This is a genomic window from Pseudomonas sp. NFACC16-2 (assembly GCF_900119205.1).
GTDB lineage: Bacteria > Pseudomonadota > Gammaproteobacteria > Pseudomonadales > Pseudomonadaceae > Aquipseudomonas > Aquipseudomonas fluorescens_Q.
On record NZ_FPIX01000028.1, the window covers coordinates 1 to 17214 of the forward strand.

General features: G+C 61.1%; 14 protein-coding genes. 5 read left to right on the forward strand and 9 right to left on the reverse strand.

The genetic code is table 11. The annotated features are described in order from the left end of the window. Positions 1-342: 342 nt before the first annotated feature. Positions 343-1932, reverse strand: coding sequence for an ABC-F family ATPase (locus BT116_RS20635; RefSeq protein ID WP_003181279.1), 1590 nt, complete (start codon positions 1930-1932; stop codon positions 343-345). Between the two features lie 403 nt (positions 1933-2335). Here BT116_RS20635 and lpxO point away from each other — a divergent pair, with 403 nt between their 5' ends. Beyond that, entirely contained in the window at positions 2336-3235 is a 900-nt protein-coding gene (gene lpxO / locus BT116_RS20640; protein WP_072346757.1) for a lipid A hydroxylase LpxO, read from the forward strand. Positions 3236-3250: 15 nt separating this feature from the next. Here lpxO and ligD read toward each other — a convergent pair whose 3' ends face one another. After that, positions 3251-5218 (reverse strand): DNA ligase D, encoded by a 1968-nt coding sequence (gene ligD, locus BT116_RS20645; protein WP_072346759.1) that lies wholly within the window; start codon positions 5216-5218, stop codon positions 3251-3253. 32 nt (positions 5219-5250) lie between these two features. Beyond that, positions 5251-6141: a non-homologous end joining protein Ku gene (locus BT116_RS20650; RefSeq protein ID WP_072346761.1), complete on the reverse strand. Its 891-nt coding sequence runs from the start codon at positions 6139-6141 to the stop codon at positions 5251-5253. A gap of 199 nt (positions 6142-6340) precedes the next feature. Between BT116_RS20650 and BT116_RS20655 the strand changes: the two genes are divergently transcribed. From BT116_RS20655 to BT116_RS20670, 4 genes are all read left to right on the forward strand, one after another. After that, complete coding sequence (locus tag BT116_RS20655) at positions 6341-6682, forward strand: hypothetical protein (protein ID WP_072346763.1); 342 nt, start codon at positions 6341-6343, stop codon at positions 6680-6682. Between the two features lie 47 nt (positions 6683-6729). Continuing rightward, the gene (locus tag BT116_RS20660) at positions 6730-7878 is read left to right on the forward strand and encodes a PQQ-dependent sugar dehydrogenase (protein WP_072346765.1); all 1149 of its coding nucleotides are present in this window, start codon (positions 6730-6732) and stop codon (positions 7876-7878) included. Between the two features lie 341 nt (positions 7879-8219). Then, on the forward strand, positions 8220-9227 hold the full coding sequence (gene ilvA, locus BT116_RS20665) for a threonine ammonia-lyase, biosynthetic (RefSeq protein ID WP_072346767.1): 1008 nt from the start codon (positions 8220-8222) through the stop codon (positions 9225-9227). A gap of 385 nt (positions 9228-9612) precedes the next feature. Next, the gene (locus BT116_RS20670) at positions 9613-9894 is read left to right on the forward strand and encodes a DUF1652 domain-containing protein (protein WP_072346769.1); all 282 of its coding nucleotides are present in this window, start codon (positions 9613-9615) and stop codon (positions 9892-9894) included. A 98-nt stretch (positions 9895-9992) separates the two neighbouring features. On the opposite strand, the gene BT116_RS20675 is transcribed toward BT116_RS20670, so the two are convergent. From BT116_RS20675 to BT116_RS20700, 6 genes are all read right to left on the reverse strand, one after another. Beyond that, on the reverse strand, positions 9993-10931 hold the full coding sequence (locus BT116_RS20675) for a carbohydrate kinase family protein (RefSeq protein ID WP_072346771.1): 939 nt from the start codon (positions 10929-10931) through the stop codon (positions 9993-9995). Positions 10932-10943: 12 nt separating this feature from the next. Continuing rightward, positions 10944-12431 carry a xylulokinase gene (gene xylB, locus BT116_RS20680; RefSeq protein ID WP_072346773.1) on the reverse strand — a complete coding sequence of 496 codons (1488 nt, stop codon included), beginning with the start codon at positions 12429-12431 and terminating at the stop codon, positions 10944-10946. A gap of 218 nt (positions 12432-12649) precedes the next feature. Continuing rightward, the gene (locus BT116_RS20685; protein ID WP_072346775.1) at positions 12650-14131 is read right to left on the reverse strand and encodes a mannitol dehydrogenase family protein; all 1482 of its coding nucleotides are present in this window, start codon (positions 14129-14131) and stop codon (positions 12650-12652) included. Positions 14132-14146: 15 nt separating this feature from the next. Then, entirely contained in the window at positions 14147-15250 is a 1104-nt protein-coding gene (locus BT116_RS20690; protein WP_014338172.1) for an ABC transporter ATP-binding protein, read from the reverse strand. Positions 15251-15289: 39 nt separating this feature from the next. After that, positions 15290-16120: a carbohydrate ABC transporter permease gene (locus BT116_RS20695; protein WP_003202324.1), complete on the reverse strand. Its 831-nt coding sequence runs from the start codon at positions 16118-16120 to the stop codon at positions 15290-15292. Between the two features lie 10 nt (positions 16121-16130). Further along, positions 16131-17066 carry a carbohydrate ABC transporter permease gene (locus BT116_RS20700; protein WP_053184628.1) on the reverse strand — a complete coding sequence of 312 codons (936 nt, stop codon included), beginning with the start codon at positions 17064-17066 and terminating at the stop codon, positions 16131-16133. Positions 17067-17214: the final 148 nt, after the last annotated feature.

Sequence of the window (17214 nt, forward strand, 5' to 3'; positions counted from 1 at the left end):
AGAAGTCAGCCGAGGCCGTAGTAGTTGCTCGAAGCCGGAGTGACGAAGGGCTGAACCTGCCATGAGTGGACAGTCGGGTGTGATCTCTGTTGGAGCGTAAAGCAGAAACTCCGCGCAGCGGGGGTCGAGACCATCAGGAGGTAGGAGCCGGAAGCTCCGAGGGCCGGTCTGGGCGCTTAGATACCACAGGCGACACATCAACGGAACCAAGCTCGCTGAAGCTGTTTATCAGTAGGCAGGAACCGCCGTATACGGAACCGTACGTACGGTGGTGTGAGAGGACGGCGGCCGTGAGGCCGCCTCCTACTCGATCCGCTTGAAGCTTGCAACTCGCAGCTGCCCTTAGAACACCACACCCTGACTGCGCAAGTAGTCGTCATAGGTGCCGCTGAAGTCGACCACGCCATCGGCGCTCAGCTCGATGATGCGGGTGGCCAGGGACGATACGAACTCGCGGTCATGGCTGACGAAGATCAGCGTGCCCGGGTAGTTTTCCAGCGCCAGGTTCAGCGCTTCGATGGATTCCATGTCCAAGTGGTTGGTCGGTTCGTCCATCACCAGCACGTTGGGCTTTTGCAGGATCAGCTTGCCGAACAGCATGCGACCCTGTTCACCACCGGAAATGACCTTGACCGACTTGAGGATCTCGTCGTTGGAAAACAGCATGCGGCCCAAGGTGCCACGCACCAGTTGTTCGCCGCCCTGGGTCCACTGGCCCATCCAGTCGAACAGGTTGACGTCGTCTTCGAAGTCATGGGCGTGGTCCTGGGCGTAGTAGCCCAGTTCCGCGGCGTCGGTCCATTTCACGGTGCCGGCATCGGGTTCCAGTTCATTGACCAGGGTGCGCAGCAAGGTGGTCTTGCCGATACCGTTCGGGCCAATGATCGCCACGCGTTCACCGGCCTCGACGGTGAAACTGAAGTCCTTGAACAGCGGCTTGCCGTCAAAGCCCTTGGCCATGCGCTCGACGATGACCGCCTGGCGGTGCAGTTTCTTGGTCTGTTCGAAGCGAATGAACGGGCTGACACGGCTCGATGGCTTGACCTCCGCCAACTGGATCTTGTCGATCTGCTTGGCGCGGGAGGTGGCCTGCTTGGCTTTCGAGGCGTTGGCCGAGAAACGGCTGACGAACGACTGCAGCTCGGAAATCTGGGCTTTCTTCTTGGCGTTGTCCGACAACAGTTGCTCGCGGGACTGGGTCGCCACGGTCATGTACTCGTCGTAGTTGCCCGGGAACAGGCGCAGCTCGCCGTAGTCCAGGTCCGCCATGTGGGTGCAGACACTGTTCAGGAAGTGACGGTCGTGAGAGATGATGATCATCAGGCTCGAACGCTGGGTCAGCACGTTTTCCAGCCAGCGGATGGTGTTGATGTCCAGGTGGTTGGTCGGTTCGTCGAGCAGCAGCACTTCGGGGTCGGAGAACAGCGCCTGGGCCAGCAACACACGCAGCTTCCAGCCTGGCGACACTTCGCTCATCGGGCCGAAATGCTGTTCGATGCCAATCCCCAGGCCCAACAACAGTTCACCGGCACGGGATTCGGCGGTGTAGCCGTCCATCTCGGCAAATTCGGTTTCCAGTTCGGCCACGGCCATGCCGTCTTCTTCGGTCATTTCCGGCAGCGAATAAATGCGATCGCGTTCGGCCTTGACCTTCCACAGCTCTTCGTGACCCATGATCACGGTGTCGATCACGGTGAATTCTTCGTAGGCGAACTGGTCCTGGCGCAGTTTACCCAGGCGCACATTCGGCTCGAGCATGACCTGGCCGCCGGACGGCTCGAGGTCGCCGCCGAGGATTTTCATGAAGGTCGACTTGCCGCAACCGTTGGCGCCAATCAGACCGTAGCGGTTACCCGCGCCGAATTTGACAGAGACGTTTTCGAACAGTGGCTTGGCGCCGAACTGCATCGTGATGTTAGCTGTAGAGATCAAAGGTTTATCCTGCGGAACATTCAGAGTAGCTAAGGGTGCGGCAGTACCTGTTCAGTACCTGTTTGCGCACGTCCCGACCGCGCAAAGGCGTCGCGGTCGCAAGCGCAAGGGTCCATCCGGCATAAGAGGACAGCAGCAATACGGAGCGCCTGGCCCGGTAGACGTGCGTCGAAGCCGCGTTTGCGGTATCGACCAAAGGGGGCGCGTAATAGTTGGCGGCGATTGTACTGGTCTGGCCGCATAAACGATAGGGTATTGCCCGGGCAAGACAGTTTTTCACAATTGAAGGATAACTTTTGGTTACGAACTGTGGCTAAAATGCCATTTCACCCTGTGCCACCGCCTTGCCGTTTGGCTAGCCCGGGGAAACGATCTGTTCACTCCAGCATTGTGACGGTTTTTCGTGAAGCTCATCATTGTCGCACTCTACATCTTCTCCATTGGCTACGTTCACCTGCGCGGTCGGGTGCGGCATAAGTTCGGACGCCAACTGAGCGATCATTCGTCGTTTCTCGCGCCGATCAATTGCCTGCTTTACTTATGCTCGAAACTGCCCAACAGGCCGTTCCTGAGTCCGGCGCAGTTCCCGGACCTGAGCCCGTTGCAGGTCCATTGGCAAGAGATCCGGGCCGAAGGCCTGGGCCTGCTGCACGCGGGGGAGATCAAGCGTTCCGATCAATACGACGATGTGGGCTTCAACTCGTTCTTCAAGACCGGTTGGAAGCGTTTCTACCTGAAGTGGTACGGCGACAGCCATCCTTCGGCCATGAAGCTATGCCCCCGTACTACCGAGCTGGTACAGAGCATCGGTTCGATCAAGGCGGCAATGTTCGCCGAGTTGCCACCGGGCTCGAAGCTGGTCCGGCACCGCGACCCCTATGCCGGCTCCTATCGGTATCACCTGGGCCTGGAAACGCCCAACGATGCTGGCTGCTACATCAATGTCGATGGCGAGTCCTATCATTGGTGCGATGGCGAGGCGGTGATCTTCGACGAAACGTTCATTCATTACGCCCAGAACACCACCGACCATAATCGCATCATCTTGTTCTGCGACGTGGAGCGGCCCATGAAGTTTCGCTGGGCTAGCGCGTTCAACCGCTGGTTCAGCCGCACCGTGATGGCAGCGGCCGGTGCGCCCAACGACGCGGGCGACAGGACGGGCGCCTTGAACCGGGCGTTCTCCAGGCTCTACAAGATACGGTTACAAGGCAAGGCGCTGAAAAAACGTAACCGCACGCTGTATTACCTGCAGAAGTGGGCGTTCTTTGGCGGCCTGCTGGTGATCTTCATCTGGATTTGAACGCTGGATTTACCTTCATGCCTCGGGCTTTTGCGCATCCAGCTGTTCCCACATCCTGGCTGTGATCCGCTGACGGTGGTGGTAGCCTTCCCAAGGATCGGCGCCCAAGCCCTTGGCCCGTTCCAGAGCGGTATGGATGTCCCATTGCTGTGCGTTGCGCAGGGTTTGCAGCTCGGTCCGGGCGATTGGTACCGAGACTGGCAGGCCTGGCCTGGCGCGCACTGAGTAGGCGGCCACCGTGCTGGCGCCACGGGCGTTGCGCAGGTAGTCGACGAATATTTTTCCGACGCGGTTCTTCGGTCCCATGGTGGCCGTGATGCGCTCTGGCATTTGCCGGGTCAGGAACTGCGAGATAGCCTTGGCGAACGCCTTGGTGGTGTCCCAGCCTTCACTTCTCGCCAAGGGCACGATCACGTGCATGCCTTTGCCACCGCTGGTCTTGAGAAAAGCCTGCAGACCCAATTCGTCGAGCACCGCCAAGGTCATGTGGGTCGCCTCGATCATGGCGCTCCAGGGCAGCGAAGGGTCCGGATCCAGGTCCAGGACAAACAGGTCCGGTGTCTCGATCCGATCGTGGGTCGCGGTCCAGGTGTGCAGTTCCACCGTACCCATCTGCGCCGCGCTGACCAGGGCGTGGATGTCATCGATTTCCATCAGCGCTGCATGGCCCGGGTCCAGTCGCGGATCCAGTTGTTTGATATGGGGAATGTCCAGGCGATCGGCGTGTTTTTGGAAGAACTGCTCTTCGCCGATGCCGTCCGGTGCCCGCAGCAGCGCGACCGGCCGCTGCTTGAGGTGCGGCAGGATCCACGGGGCGATGTCCAGGTAATACTGCGCCAGCTCGGCCTTTTGCACACCACTGACACTGTCGATGACCCGATCGGGGTGGGTGATCGTCACACCGTCGACTTTGGCCGCGCGGGTTTTGCTGCGACGCTGGGTTTTTGCTGTCGTGGATTTTATCGGCAGCGGCTGCTCACGAACAACCTTGTTGGCCGGTGTCTCGGTCGAAGAACCCAGGAAAATGGCCTGCCGCACTTGGTTGTCGCCAGTCCATTCAATGAACTCTACCTCGCAGGTCAAGCCAGGCTCGACCCATTGCACGCCGCGTCCCTGCACACCGTTGAGTGGCAACGCCAGTGGCGAAGTCTCGCGTTGCTGCGCGCACAGTTGCGCATGTAATTGTTGGATTTGCGTCTGGCTGAATCCCGTGCCGACCCGACCGGCGTACACCAACCCCGACGGCCCGTTGACCGCCAGCAACAGCGCGCCGAAACCGCTGCGCCTGCCTTGGGGGCGAGTGAACCCGACGATGACGAAGGCTTGGCGCAACCGGCACTTGAGTTTTACCCAGTCGGCGCTTCGCTGGGACCTATATGGGCTGCCCACGCGCTTGCCGACCACGCTATCCAATGCGAGCGCGATAGCGCTTTCGAACATGTCGTGCGGGCTGGCCGAAAACGACTCGGAAAAGCGCAGGCGCTTGCTGGCGTTGTTGCCAAGGGCTTTTTTCAGGGCCGCACGGCGTTCCTCCACCGGAGCCTGGCGCAGGTCGACGCCATTGAGGAACGGCGCATCGAACAGGAAATACAGCATGTCGACGGTGCGGCTGATGTCGAAAGCCTGGCGCAGGGCCGCGAAATCGGAGCGGCCGGTCTCATCGAGCAGAACCAGTTCGCCGTCGAGCCAACTGTCCCCCAGGTTCAACCCGGCCAGGGCGTCGGCATGCAGCTTCAGCCGCTCGGTCCAGTCCTGGTGATTGCGATTGAACAAGCGGACTTCACCCTGTTCGATGCGGGCCAGCAGTCGATAACCGTGGAATTGGACTTCATAGCGCCATTCGCCGGTGGGCGGTTCCTCCACGGGCGTGGCCAGTTGCGGCGACAGGCGCTCGGGCAGGCGGTTTTGAGGCGCCTTTCGGGCTGTCGTAGCCTCCGACTTGGCGTTGGACAAACGAGCAGATTCACTCTCGGCGTTGGCCATGACAGATTCCCTTGTATCGCGCACGCCAGGGTTTACCCCCGGGAGGCCTTGGTGGCTTTTTTGGCAGGAGCGGATTTGCGGGCTTTCGCAGGTTTTGCAGGGGCCTTCCCGGCGGATTTGTCGGTGGCCTTGCCCTTGCTGCCCAGGCTGCGCTTGAGCAACTCGGTAAGGTCGATGACATCGGCGGTCTTGCGTTGTTCTTCGCCCGGGTCGGTTTCCACCGCTTCGAGGCGGCCTTCGTTGGCCTTTTTCTCCACCAGTTCCATGATTTTGTCTTCGAAACTGTCCCGGTATTCTTGCGGTTCCCAGTCGGCGCTCATGTCTTCCACGAGACGTTTGGCCATTTCCAGCTCGCCCTTGGCCAGGGTTGGGTTTGTCACTTCGTCGCCCAACTCGAGGACATCAAGGTCGCGTACCTCCGCAGGCCAGCGCAGCATCACCAGTACCAGCGCCGATTCAAGGGGCATGAGCGCCGCCAGGTGCTGGCGGGTATGCAGCACGACATGGGCCAGGGCGACCTTGCGGGTCTTGACCAGGGTTTCGCGCAGCAGGGCATAGACTTTGCCACCGCGTTTGTCGGGGGCGAGAAAGTAGGGCGTGTCGATGTTTTGCAACGGGATCTTCTCGCTGTCGACAAAGGCAAAGATATCGATGGTCTGGGTGGATTTGGGGTGGGCGGAACGGATTTCTTCCTCGCTGAGCAGCACGTACTGGCCTTTCTGGTACTGGACGCCTTTGACGATGTCGTCCTTGGTCACTTCCTTGCCCGTGGTCTTGTTGACGCGCTTGTAGCCCACCGGGTCCATGCTGCGTTTGTCCAGCCAGTCAAAATCCACCCCCTGGGACGAAGTGGCCGACACTAGCGCGACAGGAATGTGGACCAGTCCGAAGCTGATTGCGCCTTTCCAGATTGCCCGTGCCATGGTGGTGTTGTCCTTGCCGGTGGATGTCTTTCTGGTGACCTTCGCGCCTTGGGAAAAGTTTCCATTGTGGGGCGAGCAAGCTTGCTCCCACCTGTCTTCGGAGACGCTTCGTTACATCTTCACCGGGATATTTCGCTTAACAAGGGCGAACCTGCGGCGTAGCGTGCTTTCGATATGCCTGAACCCCAGAGGTGTCCCAATGAACAGGCTGATGCTCGTCATCATGACGCTATTACTGACTGCCGCTGCTCAGGCCGCCACGCCCAGCGCAGGCGTAACGGTCCTGGCCCAAAACCTGCCGGGCAACAACAATCCCTATAACAGCCCGACCCGGCGGGCCAATCCCAACAGCATGCAGGGCACCCGGCCCAATGTGCCGACGATTCATGACAACCCGACGGTGCCGGCACCGCGCCCACCGACCCTGGAAAACGGTGGCATCGGCAATGGCTACCCGCGTTCCGGCCAGCCGTCGGGTTCGCCGCGACCGACCATCGAGTCTCCTGCGCCACCGCGCAACAGCCAGAATGGCAACCGCTAGGCGCTGGCGCCCGTTGTTCTCTTTCAACACCGCAGAAGGAAATGTGCATGTTGCGTAAAACACTCCTGGCCGCAGGTTGCGCCAGCGCTGTCCTGGCCCTTGCCACCCCGGCCAATGCCGCGCCAACCCAGTCATTCAAGAGCGAGGAGGGCACGCTGGAAGTGACCACCGTGGTCAAGGGGCTGGAGCACCCTTGGTCTGTCGCATTCTTGCCTGGCCAGCAGGGCATGCTGGTGACGGAGCGACCGGGTAACCTGCGCGTGGTCAGCCCCGATGGCCAATTGTCCGCACCCTTGAGTGGCGTGCCTGAAGTGTGGGCCAAGGGCCAGGGCGGTCTGCTGGACGTGGTGCTGTCGCCCGACTTCAAGCAGGATCGTACCGTCTACCTGTCTTATGCCGAGGCGGGCGCAGACGGCAAGGCCGGCACCGCCGTGGGGCGCGGCCAACTGTCCGACGATCTCAAGAGCCTGAAGAATTTCGACGTGATCTTCCGTCAGCAGCCCAAGTTGTCCACGGGCAACCACTTTGGCTCGCGCCTGGTCTTCGACCGCGACGGTTATCTGTTCATTACCTTGGGGGAAAACAACGAGCGGCCCACCGCCCAGGATCTGGACAAGCTGCAAGGCAAGATCGTGCGCATCTACCCCGACGGTAAGGTGCCCGACGACAACCCCTTCGTCGGCCAGAAAAACGTCCGTCCCGAGATATGGTCCTACGGCATGCGCAACCCCCAGGGGGCGGCCCTCAACCCTTGGAATGGCACGTTGTGGGAGAGCGAACACGGGCCCAAGGGCGGTGATGAGCTGAACATCATCGAGCGCGGCAAGAACTACGGCTGGCCATTGGCGACCCATGGCATCAACTACTCCGGCGCTCCGATCCCCGAAGCCCAGGGCAAGACCGTCGAGGGTGGCCTTGGCCCTCACCACGTCTGGCAGGTCTCACCGGGGCTCAGTGGCATGGCGTTCTACGACCATGGGCGCTTCAAGGCCTGGCAACACAATGTGTTCATCGGCGCCTTGGTGCCAGGGGAACTGATCCGCCTGCAATTGCAAGACGACAAGATCGTCCATGAAGAGCGCCTGTTGGGTGAGCTCAAGGCGCGAATCCGTGATGTTCGCCAGGGCCCGGATGGGTATCTCTATGTGTTGACGGATGAGGACGACGGGGCGTTGTACAAAGTCGGCCTCAAATAGTTGGAGAAAACCGTGGGAACGAGCTTGCTCGCGATTGCTATGGGCCAGCTGGCATTGATGTTGACTGATACTCCGCAATCGCGAGCAAGCTCGCTCCGCAGGGAATGTTGTTCACTTGAGGTCAATGCAGCGAATATCGGATGGCGCTTGATATTGCCCATTGACTTGCGGCCAACGCACCGCTAATTTCCAGGCATGAACTCACCCGTACTGCGCAGCCAGCCAAGCATTATTACCGCCATTCCTTATTTGGCGGGTTAGCTGTCGGCTGCACCCAACCCGCCCTGGAGGCGGGTTTTTTCTTTCTGTCTCCTGGGCTCCGCCTGAACCAGGAGATCGCCATGACCGTTACCCGCACCGAGCAAACCCTGCTTGAGCACTATGTTAAGAAGATTCTCGCCGCGCCGGTCTATGAGCTGGCCGTGCGCACGCCGCTGCAAGCGGCTCCCGCATTGTCCGAGGCCTTGGGTAACCGGATCCTGCTCAAGCGCGAAGACCTGCAACCGACCTTTTCCTTCAAGATCCGCGGTGCCTACAACAAACTCGTGCAACTGACCCCGGAGCAGCGCGCCCGTGGCGTCATCACCGCGTCTGCCGGCAATCATGCCCAAGGTGTCGCGCTGGCGGCACGGGAGTTGGGTATTTCGGCCAGTATCGTCATGCCTGTGACCACTCCACAATTGAAGGTGCTGGGCGTGCGCAACCGAGGCGCCGAAGCGATTCTGCATGGGGAAAGCTTTCCGTTTGCCCTGGCGCACGCGCTGGACCTGGCCGAGCAGAGCGGACGGGAGTTCGTCTCGCCTTTCGATGACCCGGACGTGATTGCCGGGCAGGGCACCGTCGCCATGGAAATCCTGCGCCAGCACCCCGGCCAGTTGGATGCGATTTTTGTCCCGGTCGGTGGCGGTGGGCTGATCGCCGGGATCGCAGCCTACGTCAAGTACCTGCGCCCGGAAGTACGCATCATCGGCGTCGAGTCGCAGCACTCGGCCTGTCTCCAGGCGGCGCTGGCAGCCGGTGAGCGAGTGACCTTGCCCGAGGTGGGAACCTTCGCCGATGGCGTGGCCGTGGCGCAGATCGGCGCCCATGGCCTCGATATCTGCCGTTTCTGTGTCGATGAGGTGATGACTGTGAGCAATGATCAGCTGTGCGCCGCGATCAAGGATATCTATGACGATACCCGCTCCATCACTGAGCCGTCGGGCGCACTGGCAGTGGCAGGCATCAAGCAGTACGTGGCCGGCACGGGGGCGCGAGGCCAGACGCTGGTGGCGATCGATTCCGGTGCCAATATCAATTTTGACAGCTTGCGCCACGTGGCCGAGCGGGCGGCGGTGGGCGCGTTTTGAGTTTTTTACGCTACGTCACACTTTTTTTGAAGCAGGCGACGGATGCCCACTTGCGTCTTCGTATTAGGGGCTACTCTAAGTTGCGAACAGGATAAAAGCGATTGCAGTTTGCATGGGAAAAGTAGCGTTTCCTTGCATTTTGCACGAGCTCTCCGGCGCGGGACGAAGCTAAGTGCTTGATTCAAAACAGTCCGCAAAGTCTTCGATACAGGCATGCTTCTTGCGGGATGATTCAAGAGTTCGCCTGGCGAACTCGTTGACTGAAAACGCTAAAAAGAACGAACGAACGGCACGGTATTCGTAGTCCCAGTCCGCAGGGAAGAAAACGGACGAAAATACCGCCGGCGTGAACATAAGTTGGCCGCCTCAACAGGAGAGAGTCGCCATGTTTCTATCTGCCCTCGAAATGCGAAACATCATTGAAAGCAGCTTGCTGCCCAAGCGCTCGCAATGCACCTTGTCACCTGAGCTCAAGATGACGGTCAAGATCTACGATGATCATGCAACCGATCGCGTTGCATTGGTCAAAACCGACATCGATGCCAATAAACTCACCGGTTGTCGGGCCATCAACGACTTGATCGCGGAGCTGCGTACCGAGCTCGACCATAACCCCGCCGCTGGCAATCACTTTCATCAGCAGCACCAGCGGATGACTGGCCGCTGATAACGGCCTTGTGCTTGTAAGGCTGACGCTCGGGTCCGGTCATGTCCGAACCCGGCGTCCAGTTTTTCAACTGCATTTTTTTAGCTGCGGCGCGCCATTCAGTTCAATTGGTGCCTGTAGGGCAGGTCTGGCCCGGTTTTGCCGCAAGTCAGGGCGGCGGCGCGAATGGCGAATTCAAGCATTGCGCTGATCTGTTCCCGGGTCAGGGTATGCAACCCCTCGATCGAATCCAATTGTTGTTCAGTCAGCCACGCGATCAGCGCGGCCTGGAAGGTGTCGCCTGCACCCACGGTGTCGGCGATCTTCACCGGACAGGACGGCAGCGACCATGAGCCATATTGGCGACTGAAGACCGTAGCGCCCTGGCCGCCACGGGTCAGGAAGACCAATTGGCAGCGGTTCCCCAGCCAACCTTCGATGATCGCCTCGGGCTTCTTGCCGGGGTAGAGCAGGTCCAGGTCTTCGTCACTGACCTTGATCAGGTCGGCATATTGCACCAGCGTTGCAATCCGTGAGCGCCACAGCTCGATATCCGGCTGCGGGTTGAGTCGCACATTCGGGTCGAGGCTGATCAGGCGGCGGCCGCTTTCGCGTTGCATCAGGGCCAGGAGCGTATCGGCGATGGGCTGGACCACCAGCGAGAACGAGCCGAAATGCAAGCCGTGCACCTCGGGGCCCAGGTCCGGTAGATGCGCCAGGCTCAGTTGTCGGTCCGCACAGCCTTCGCCGCGAAAACTGTAGTGGGGCGAACCATTGGCGCCTACGGCAACCATTGCCAGGGTGGTCGGTGCGTCGAAGTCCACCAGGTATTGGGCGCTGACACCTTCATTGAGCAGCACCTGGTGCAAGCGTCGACCCAGGTAGTCGGTGGACAGCCCGGTAAACAGCGCCGATTCAACACCCAGGCGACGCAGCCCCACGGCCACGTTAAACGGTGAACCACCGGCAATGGCCTTGTAGTTCACTTGCGAGGCGGGGCCATCCGCCTCGGTCTCACTGAAAAAATCAAACAGCGCTTCACCACACACCAAATACATAGTTTCCCGCTCTCAAAGGGTTGCGACGTGTTGTCGATAACGTTCATATGCCTGTTGCGACGCCGCGACATGGGCGGCGATTGGCCGGGTTTCGCTGCTCGGATCGAGCTTGACGCAGCGCTCGCACAGCTCGGCCAAGCCCGTCTGTGAACCGGAGTGGCACCATGCCGCCTGGATCGCCGCCCCCAATGCAGCGGCTTCGCTCTGTTCGGTGCAAATGACCGTGGTGTCCATGGTGTCGGCGACGATCTGCCGCCACTGCGCGCTCTTCGAACCTCCGCCGATCAGGCGAATGCTCTGGGCCTGGAGTCCGTTGGCTCGCAGCAGGTCCAAGCCATAGCGCAAACCGAAGGTCGTGCCTTCCACCACGGCGCGACACAGGTTGGCCCGGGTCAGGTTGGTGGTGGTCAGGCCCAGCAAGCTGCCGGTGGCATGGGGCAGGGCAGGCACCCGCTCGCCGTTGAGGAACGGCAGCATGCACACGCCCTCGGCGCCAATCGGGGCCTTGGCCACCAGGGCGTTGAAGGCGTCGATGTCCAGGTCCAGCAGTTCGCGTATCGCGCCAGTGGCGTTGGTCAGGTTCATGGTGCAGATCAGCGGGAGCCAGCCACCGCTGGAGGAGCAGAACGTCGCCACGGACGGCTGTGGGCTGACCGCAGGTTCGGCGGCATAGGCGTACACCGTACCGGAGGATCCGAGGCTCATGGTGATCACACCGGGCTGGATGTTCCCGGTGCCGATGGCGCCCATCATATTGTCGCCGCCACCACTGGCCACCACCGCCTCGGGGTTGATGCCCAGGTGCGCGGCAATGGCCGGCAGGATACGTCCGACGGGCTGATGGGCCTCGATCAGTTCCGGCAGCGCCGCTTGCAAGCGTGCGCTGGGGTCGATGTGTTGTAACAGTTGCACGTCCCATTGGCGGGTGCGTACGTTGAAATAGCCGGTGCCCGAGGCGTCGCCGTATTCGCTGCAATGGCGGCCGGTGAGCCAGTAGTTGAGGAAGTCGTGGGGCAGCAGGACGCTGGCGATGCGTTCGAAAACCTGGGGATGCTGCTCCCGCGTCCAGAGCAGCTTGGAAACCGTGTAGCCCGGCGCGATCACCACGCCGAGGCGTTCGAGGCTGCCGTCTTCACCGCCCAGGTGCGCCAGGAGCCGATCATTTTCCGGTGTTGTCTCGGTGTCGCACCACAGCTTGGCCGGGCGCAAGACCTGGCCCTGGTCATCAAGCAGGACCAGGCCGTGTTGCTGGCCGGAGACGCCGATGCCGAGGACCGCCTGGCCATCGACGCCGGCGGCAGCCAAGGCTTGGTGAGTCGCCTGGGTGAATGCATCGAGCCATTGCTGGGTGTCTTGTTCACGACGACCGTTGGCCCCGCTGATCATGCTGTGGGCAGCGGCGCCCTGGCCGAGTACCTGGCCGCTGATCGCATCCAGGATCAGCGCCTTGGTGCCTTGGGTGCCGCAGTCGATGCCCAGGAACAGTTGTTGGTTTGCCATGGAAATCCTTGATATCAATGAACCGTCAGCACAGAACTGTTTGGACCGGGACATGGTGGAACCTGTGGCGAGGGGATTTATCCCCGCTGGGCTGCGAAGCAGCCCTGACACTGACGACTCGGTGTGTCAGATTCACTGAGTTGTTCGTGTCTTGGGGACGCTTCGCGTCCCAACGGGGATAAATCCCCTCGCCACAAAAAGCGACCGCGTCCGCAGGCTTAGTCCGCGTCAGCCAGCACGCGCTCAAGCGTTCGCGTGACGCCATGCTCGCGCAAGCTGTTGCAGCACCATTCGAATGCTGCCACGAACTCCGGCGAGCGGGGAATGGCGGTGCCAAAGATTTCTTCCACTTCCAGCATCCGCTGGGTCACCAGCGCATCGTCAGCCACCAATGCCTGGCAGAACGCTGCCCGTGGGTCCGGGATAGAATACGTCACGCCGTTCTCGTCCACGCCCTTCAGGTACACGGCCCAGGCCGCCACGACCAGTGCCGCACGACGGGTTTCGCTGCCGTCGGCAATCAAGCGGTTGATGGTCGGGACGGTGAATTTTGGAAACTTCGACGAGCCGTCCGAACAGACCCGCTCCAACTGGTCGGCAATCGCTTGGTTGGAAAAGCGCTCCACCAGGGTGTTCTTGTAGTCGGTCAGGTCGATGCCTGGCACTGGCGCCAGTTGCGGCGTCACGTCCAGGTCCATGTAGGCGCGCATGTAACGCACGAACAGCGGGTCGTTCATGGTCTCGTGGACGAAGCGATAACCCTTGAGAAAGCCCAGGTAGGTCAACGCCAGGTGGCTGCCGTTGAGCAGCTTGATCTTCATCTCTTCATAGGGTGTGACGTCATCGGTGAACTGCACGCCGACCTTTTCCCAGGCCGGGCGACCGTTGACGAACTTGTCTTCCAGGACCCATTGCACGAACGGTTCGCAGACCACCGGCCAAGCGTCGTCGATGCCATGTTCGTCATGCAGTTGCAGGCGATGGGCCACGCTGGTCATGGGCGTGATGCGATCGACCATGGCATTGGGGAAACTGACATTGCGGTCGATCCACTGCCCCAGCTCCGCGTCGCGCAGCGCGGCGAAGGCCAGCAACGCCTTGCGGGTCACGGCGCCGTTGTGGGGCAGGTTATCGCAAGACATCAACGTGAACGCCGGGATGCCCGCCGCGCGACGCTTGGCCAGGGCGGCGCAGAGGAAACCGAAGACGGTTTTCGGAGCGTCAGGATGGGCCAGGTCGTGCTGGATCTGCGGCAAGTGGGCCATGAACTCGCCGTTGCTGTCGTCGATGCAATAGCCGCCTTCGGTGATGGTCAGCGAGACGATGCGGATCTGCGGATCGGCCAGTTTGTCGATCAGCGCCTGGGCGCCATCTTCAGCCAGCAACATGTCATTGATCGCGCCAATCACCCGGACTTCGGTGTCATCGGTGTCGCCCAGTTCGTACAGGGTGAACAGGTAGTCCTGGCTGGCCAGGTCATCCCGGGCACGGCGATCCTCGGCCCGCAGGCCCACGCCGCAGATGGCCCAGTCCAGGTCGGTGCCGGTATTCATCAGCGCATCGGTGTAGTAGGCCTGGTGCGCCCGGTGGAAACCGCCGACACCGATGTGGGCGATGCCCTGGCGGACATCGCCCACAGGGTAGGCGGGCAGGGCGACGCCAGGGTTGAGGTTGTGCAGGTTTTGTCGGTTGAGTTTCATCGCAGGTCTCGGTAATCAGGCGGCGGCGCGCAGCGCGCGGGTCACCGCAACGCCCTCGGCGTCGAATAAGTGGCAGTGTTCAGCGTCCAGGTGCAGGCTCAGTTGCTCGCCGAAACGGCTCGCCAGGTCGCCGCGAACGCGCATGGTCAAGGCTTCGCCGGAGGCCGTGACGACGTGACAGAAGGTGTCGCTGCCCAGCCGCTCGCTGACGTCGGCGGTGACTTGCAACGTGCAGTCGCCCGGTTGCGCCAGGTTCAGGTGTTCCGGGCGAATTCCCAGGGTCACCGCGCCGCCGACGCTCAGGTTGGCACCGCTCAACGGCAGGCTGATACGCGTACCGGCGTCCAGCAGCACTTCACAGCCCTGGCTGTCCAGGCCGGTGACCTTGCCTTTGAGGAAGCCCATTTTCGGCGTGCCGAGGAACCCGGCGACAAACAGGTTGGCCGGCTGGTGATACAGCTCCAGCGGCGAGCCGACCTGTTCGATACGCCCGCCATTGAGCACCACCACCTTGTCGGCCAGGGTCATGGCTTCGACCTGGTCGTGAGTCACGTAGATCATGGTCGCCTGCAACTCTTTGTGCAGGCGTGCCAGTTCCAGGCGCATCTGAACCCGCAGGGCGGCGTCGAGGTTGGACAGCGGTTCGTCGAACAGGAAGATTTTCGGGTTACGCACGATGGCCCGGCCAATCGCTACACGCTGGCGCTGGCCGCCGGACAGTTGCTTGGGCTTGCGCTCGAGCATCGGCCCCAGTTCGAGGATGCGCGCCGCTTCGTTGACCTTCTTCTCGACCTCGGCCTTGGGCACGCCGGCCAGGTCCAGGGCGAAGGACATGTTCTTGCGCACGCTCATGTGCGGGTACAAGGCGTAGGTCTGGAACACCATCGCCAGGTCGCGCTTGGCCGGGCTGACTTCGGTGATGTCCCGGCCATCCAGTTCGATGGTGCCGTCGCTGACCTCTTCAAGGCCGGCGATCAGCCGCAGCAGCGTGGATTTGCCACAGCCCGACGGGCCGACGAAGACCACGAACTCGCGGTCGTTCACCTCAAGGTCGATGCCCTTGATGATGGAGAAACCTTCGAAACCCTTTTGCAGATTCTTGATTTTCAGGTTGGCCATGATGATGGGCCTCCACTTCTGATTATTGTGTAGGGCGCGTTATTTCACCGCGCCGAAGGACAAACCGCGCACCAGCTGTTTCTGGCTGATCCAGCCGAAAATCAGGATCGGCGCGCAGGCCAGGGTCGAAACGGCGGACAACTTGGCCCAAAACAAGCCTTCGGGGCTGGAGTAGGACGCGATCAGTGCCGTCAAGGGCGCGGCTTTGGACGAGGTCAGGTTCAATGACCAGAAGGCTTCGTTCCAGCACAGGATCAGCGACAGCAGCACGGTGGAGGCCAGGCCGCCCTTGGCAATCGGCAGCAGCACACGGACCATCTCCTGCCATAGGGTGGCACCATCCAGGCGGGCGGCCTCGAGGATGTCGCGGGGAATGTCCTTGAAGTAGGTGTAAATCATCCAGACCACGATGGGCAGGTTGATCAACGTGTAGATAACGATCAACGCGAGACGCGTGTCCAGCAGGCCAAATTGCTTGGCCAGCAGGTAAATCGGCATCAGCACGCCCACTGGCGGCAGCATCTTGGTGGAGAGCATCCACAGCAACGTGCCTTTGGTGCGCTGGGTTTCATAGAACGCCATGGAGTAGGCCGCCGGCACTGCAATCAGCAGGCACAGGGCGGTGGCGCTGAAGGAAATCACCACCGAGTTCCAGGCGAAGCTGAAGTAGTTGCTGCGCTCATTGATGTGCAGGTAGTTCTCCAGCGTCGGCGTGAAGATGAACTGCGGTGGCGTGGCGAACGCGTCGATTTCGGTCTTGAAGCTGGTCAGCACCATCCAGAAGATCGGGAAGAAGATCAGGATCGCGATGGCCCAGGCCAGCGTGCCCAGCAGCAGGCTTTGCAGGCGACGGGATTGTTGAAGAGTCATGACGACGGCCTCAGTGCTTGTCGGTGAGGTTTTTGCCGATCATCCGGACCAGGATGATGGCGGCGATGTTGGCAATGACCACGGCAATCAGGCCACCGGCCGAAGCCATGCCGACGTCGAACTGCACCAGTGCCTGGTTGTAGATCAGGTAGGCCAGGTTGGTGGAGGCGTAGCCAGGGCCACCGTTGGTGGTGGTGAAGATCTCGGCGAACACCGACAGCAGGAAGATCGTCTCGATCATCAGCACCACGGCAATCGGGCGGGCCAGGTGCGGCAGGGTCAGGTGCCAGAAAATCGCGATCGGGCCGGCACCGTCCAGGCGCGCGGCTTCTTTCTGTTCCTGGTCCAGTGACTGCATGGCGGTCATCAGGATCAGGATCGCGAAGGGCAGCCATTGCCAGCTCACGATGATGATGATCGACAGCAGCGGGTAATGGGCTAGCCAGTCCACTGGCTGGGCGCCGAACAGTTTCCACACCGAGGCGAGGATGCCCGAGACCGGGTGGAAGATCAGGTTCTTCCAGATCAGCGCGCCGACGGTGGGCATGATGAAGAACGGCGAGATCAGCAGCACACGGACGATGCCGCGACCAAAAAACTCACTGGCCTCCAGCAGCGCGCTGATCAACACCCCCAGCACGATACTGATCAGCAGCACGCTGCCCACCAGCAACAAGGTGTTGGTGGCACCGGGCATGAAACCCGAGTCGGTCAGGAAGTAGGTGAAGTTCTCCAGCCCGACGAATTCGTTTTCGCCGGGGTAGAGCAGGTTGTAGCGGATCATCGAGAAGTAGACGGTCATGCCCAGCGGCACGATCATCCACAGCAGCAACAAGGCCACCGAAGGGCTGACCAGGAACCAACCGGGGTTCGCCAGGCGGATCTTGCGTGCCGGCGGCGGGGCAATCTCGATGGGGGCTTTGGCAGTTGTCGTTGAGCTATTCATGAACGTTTACTCTTCTGCGACGCATTTCCTGTGGCGAGGGAGCTTGCTCCCGCTGGACCGCGCAGCGGGCCTATTTCGACTGGCAATCCGTGGATTGCCAGGGCGGGCTTCGCCCGCAGCGGGAGCAAGCTCCCTCGCCACAATTGGA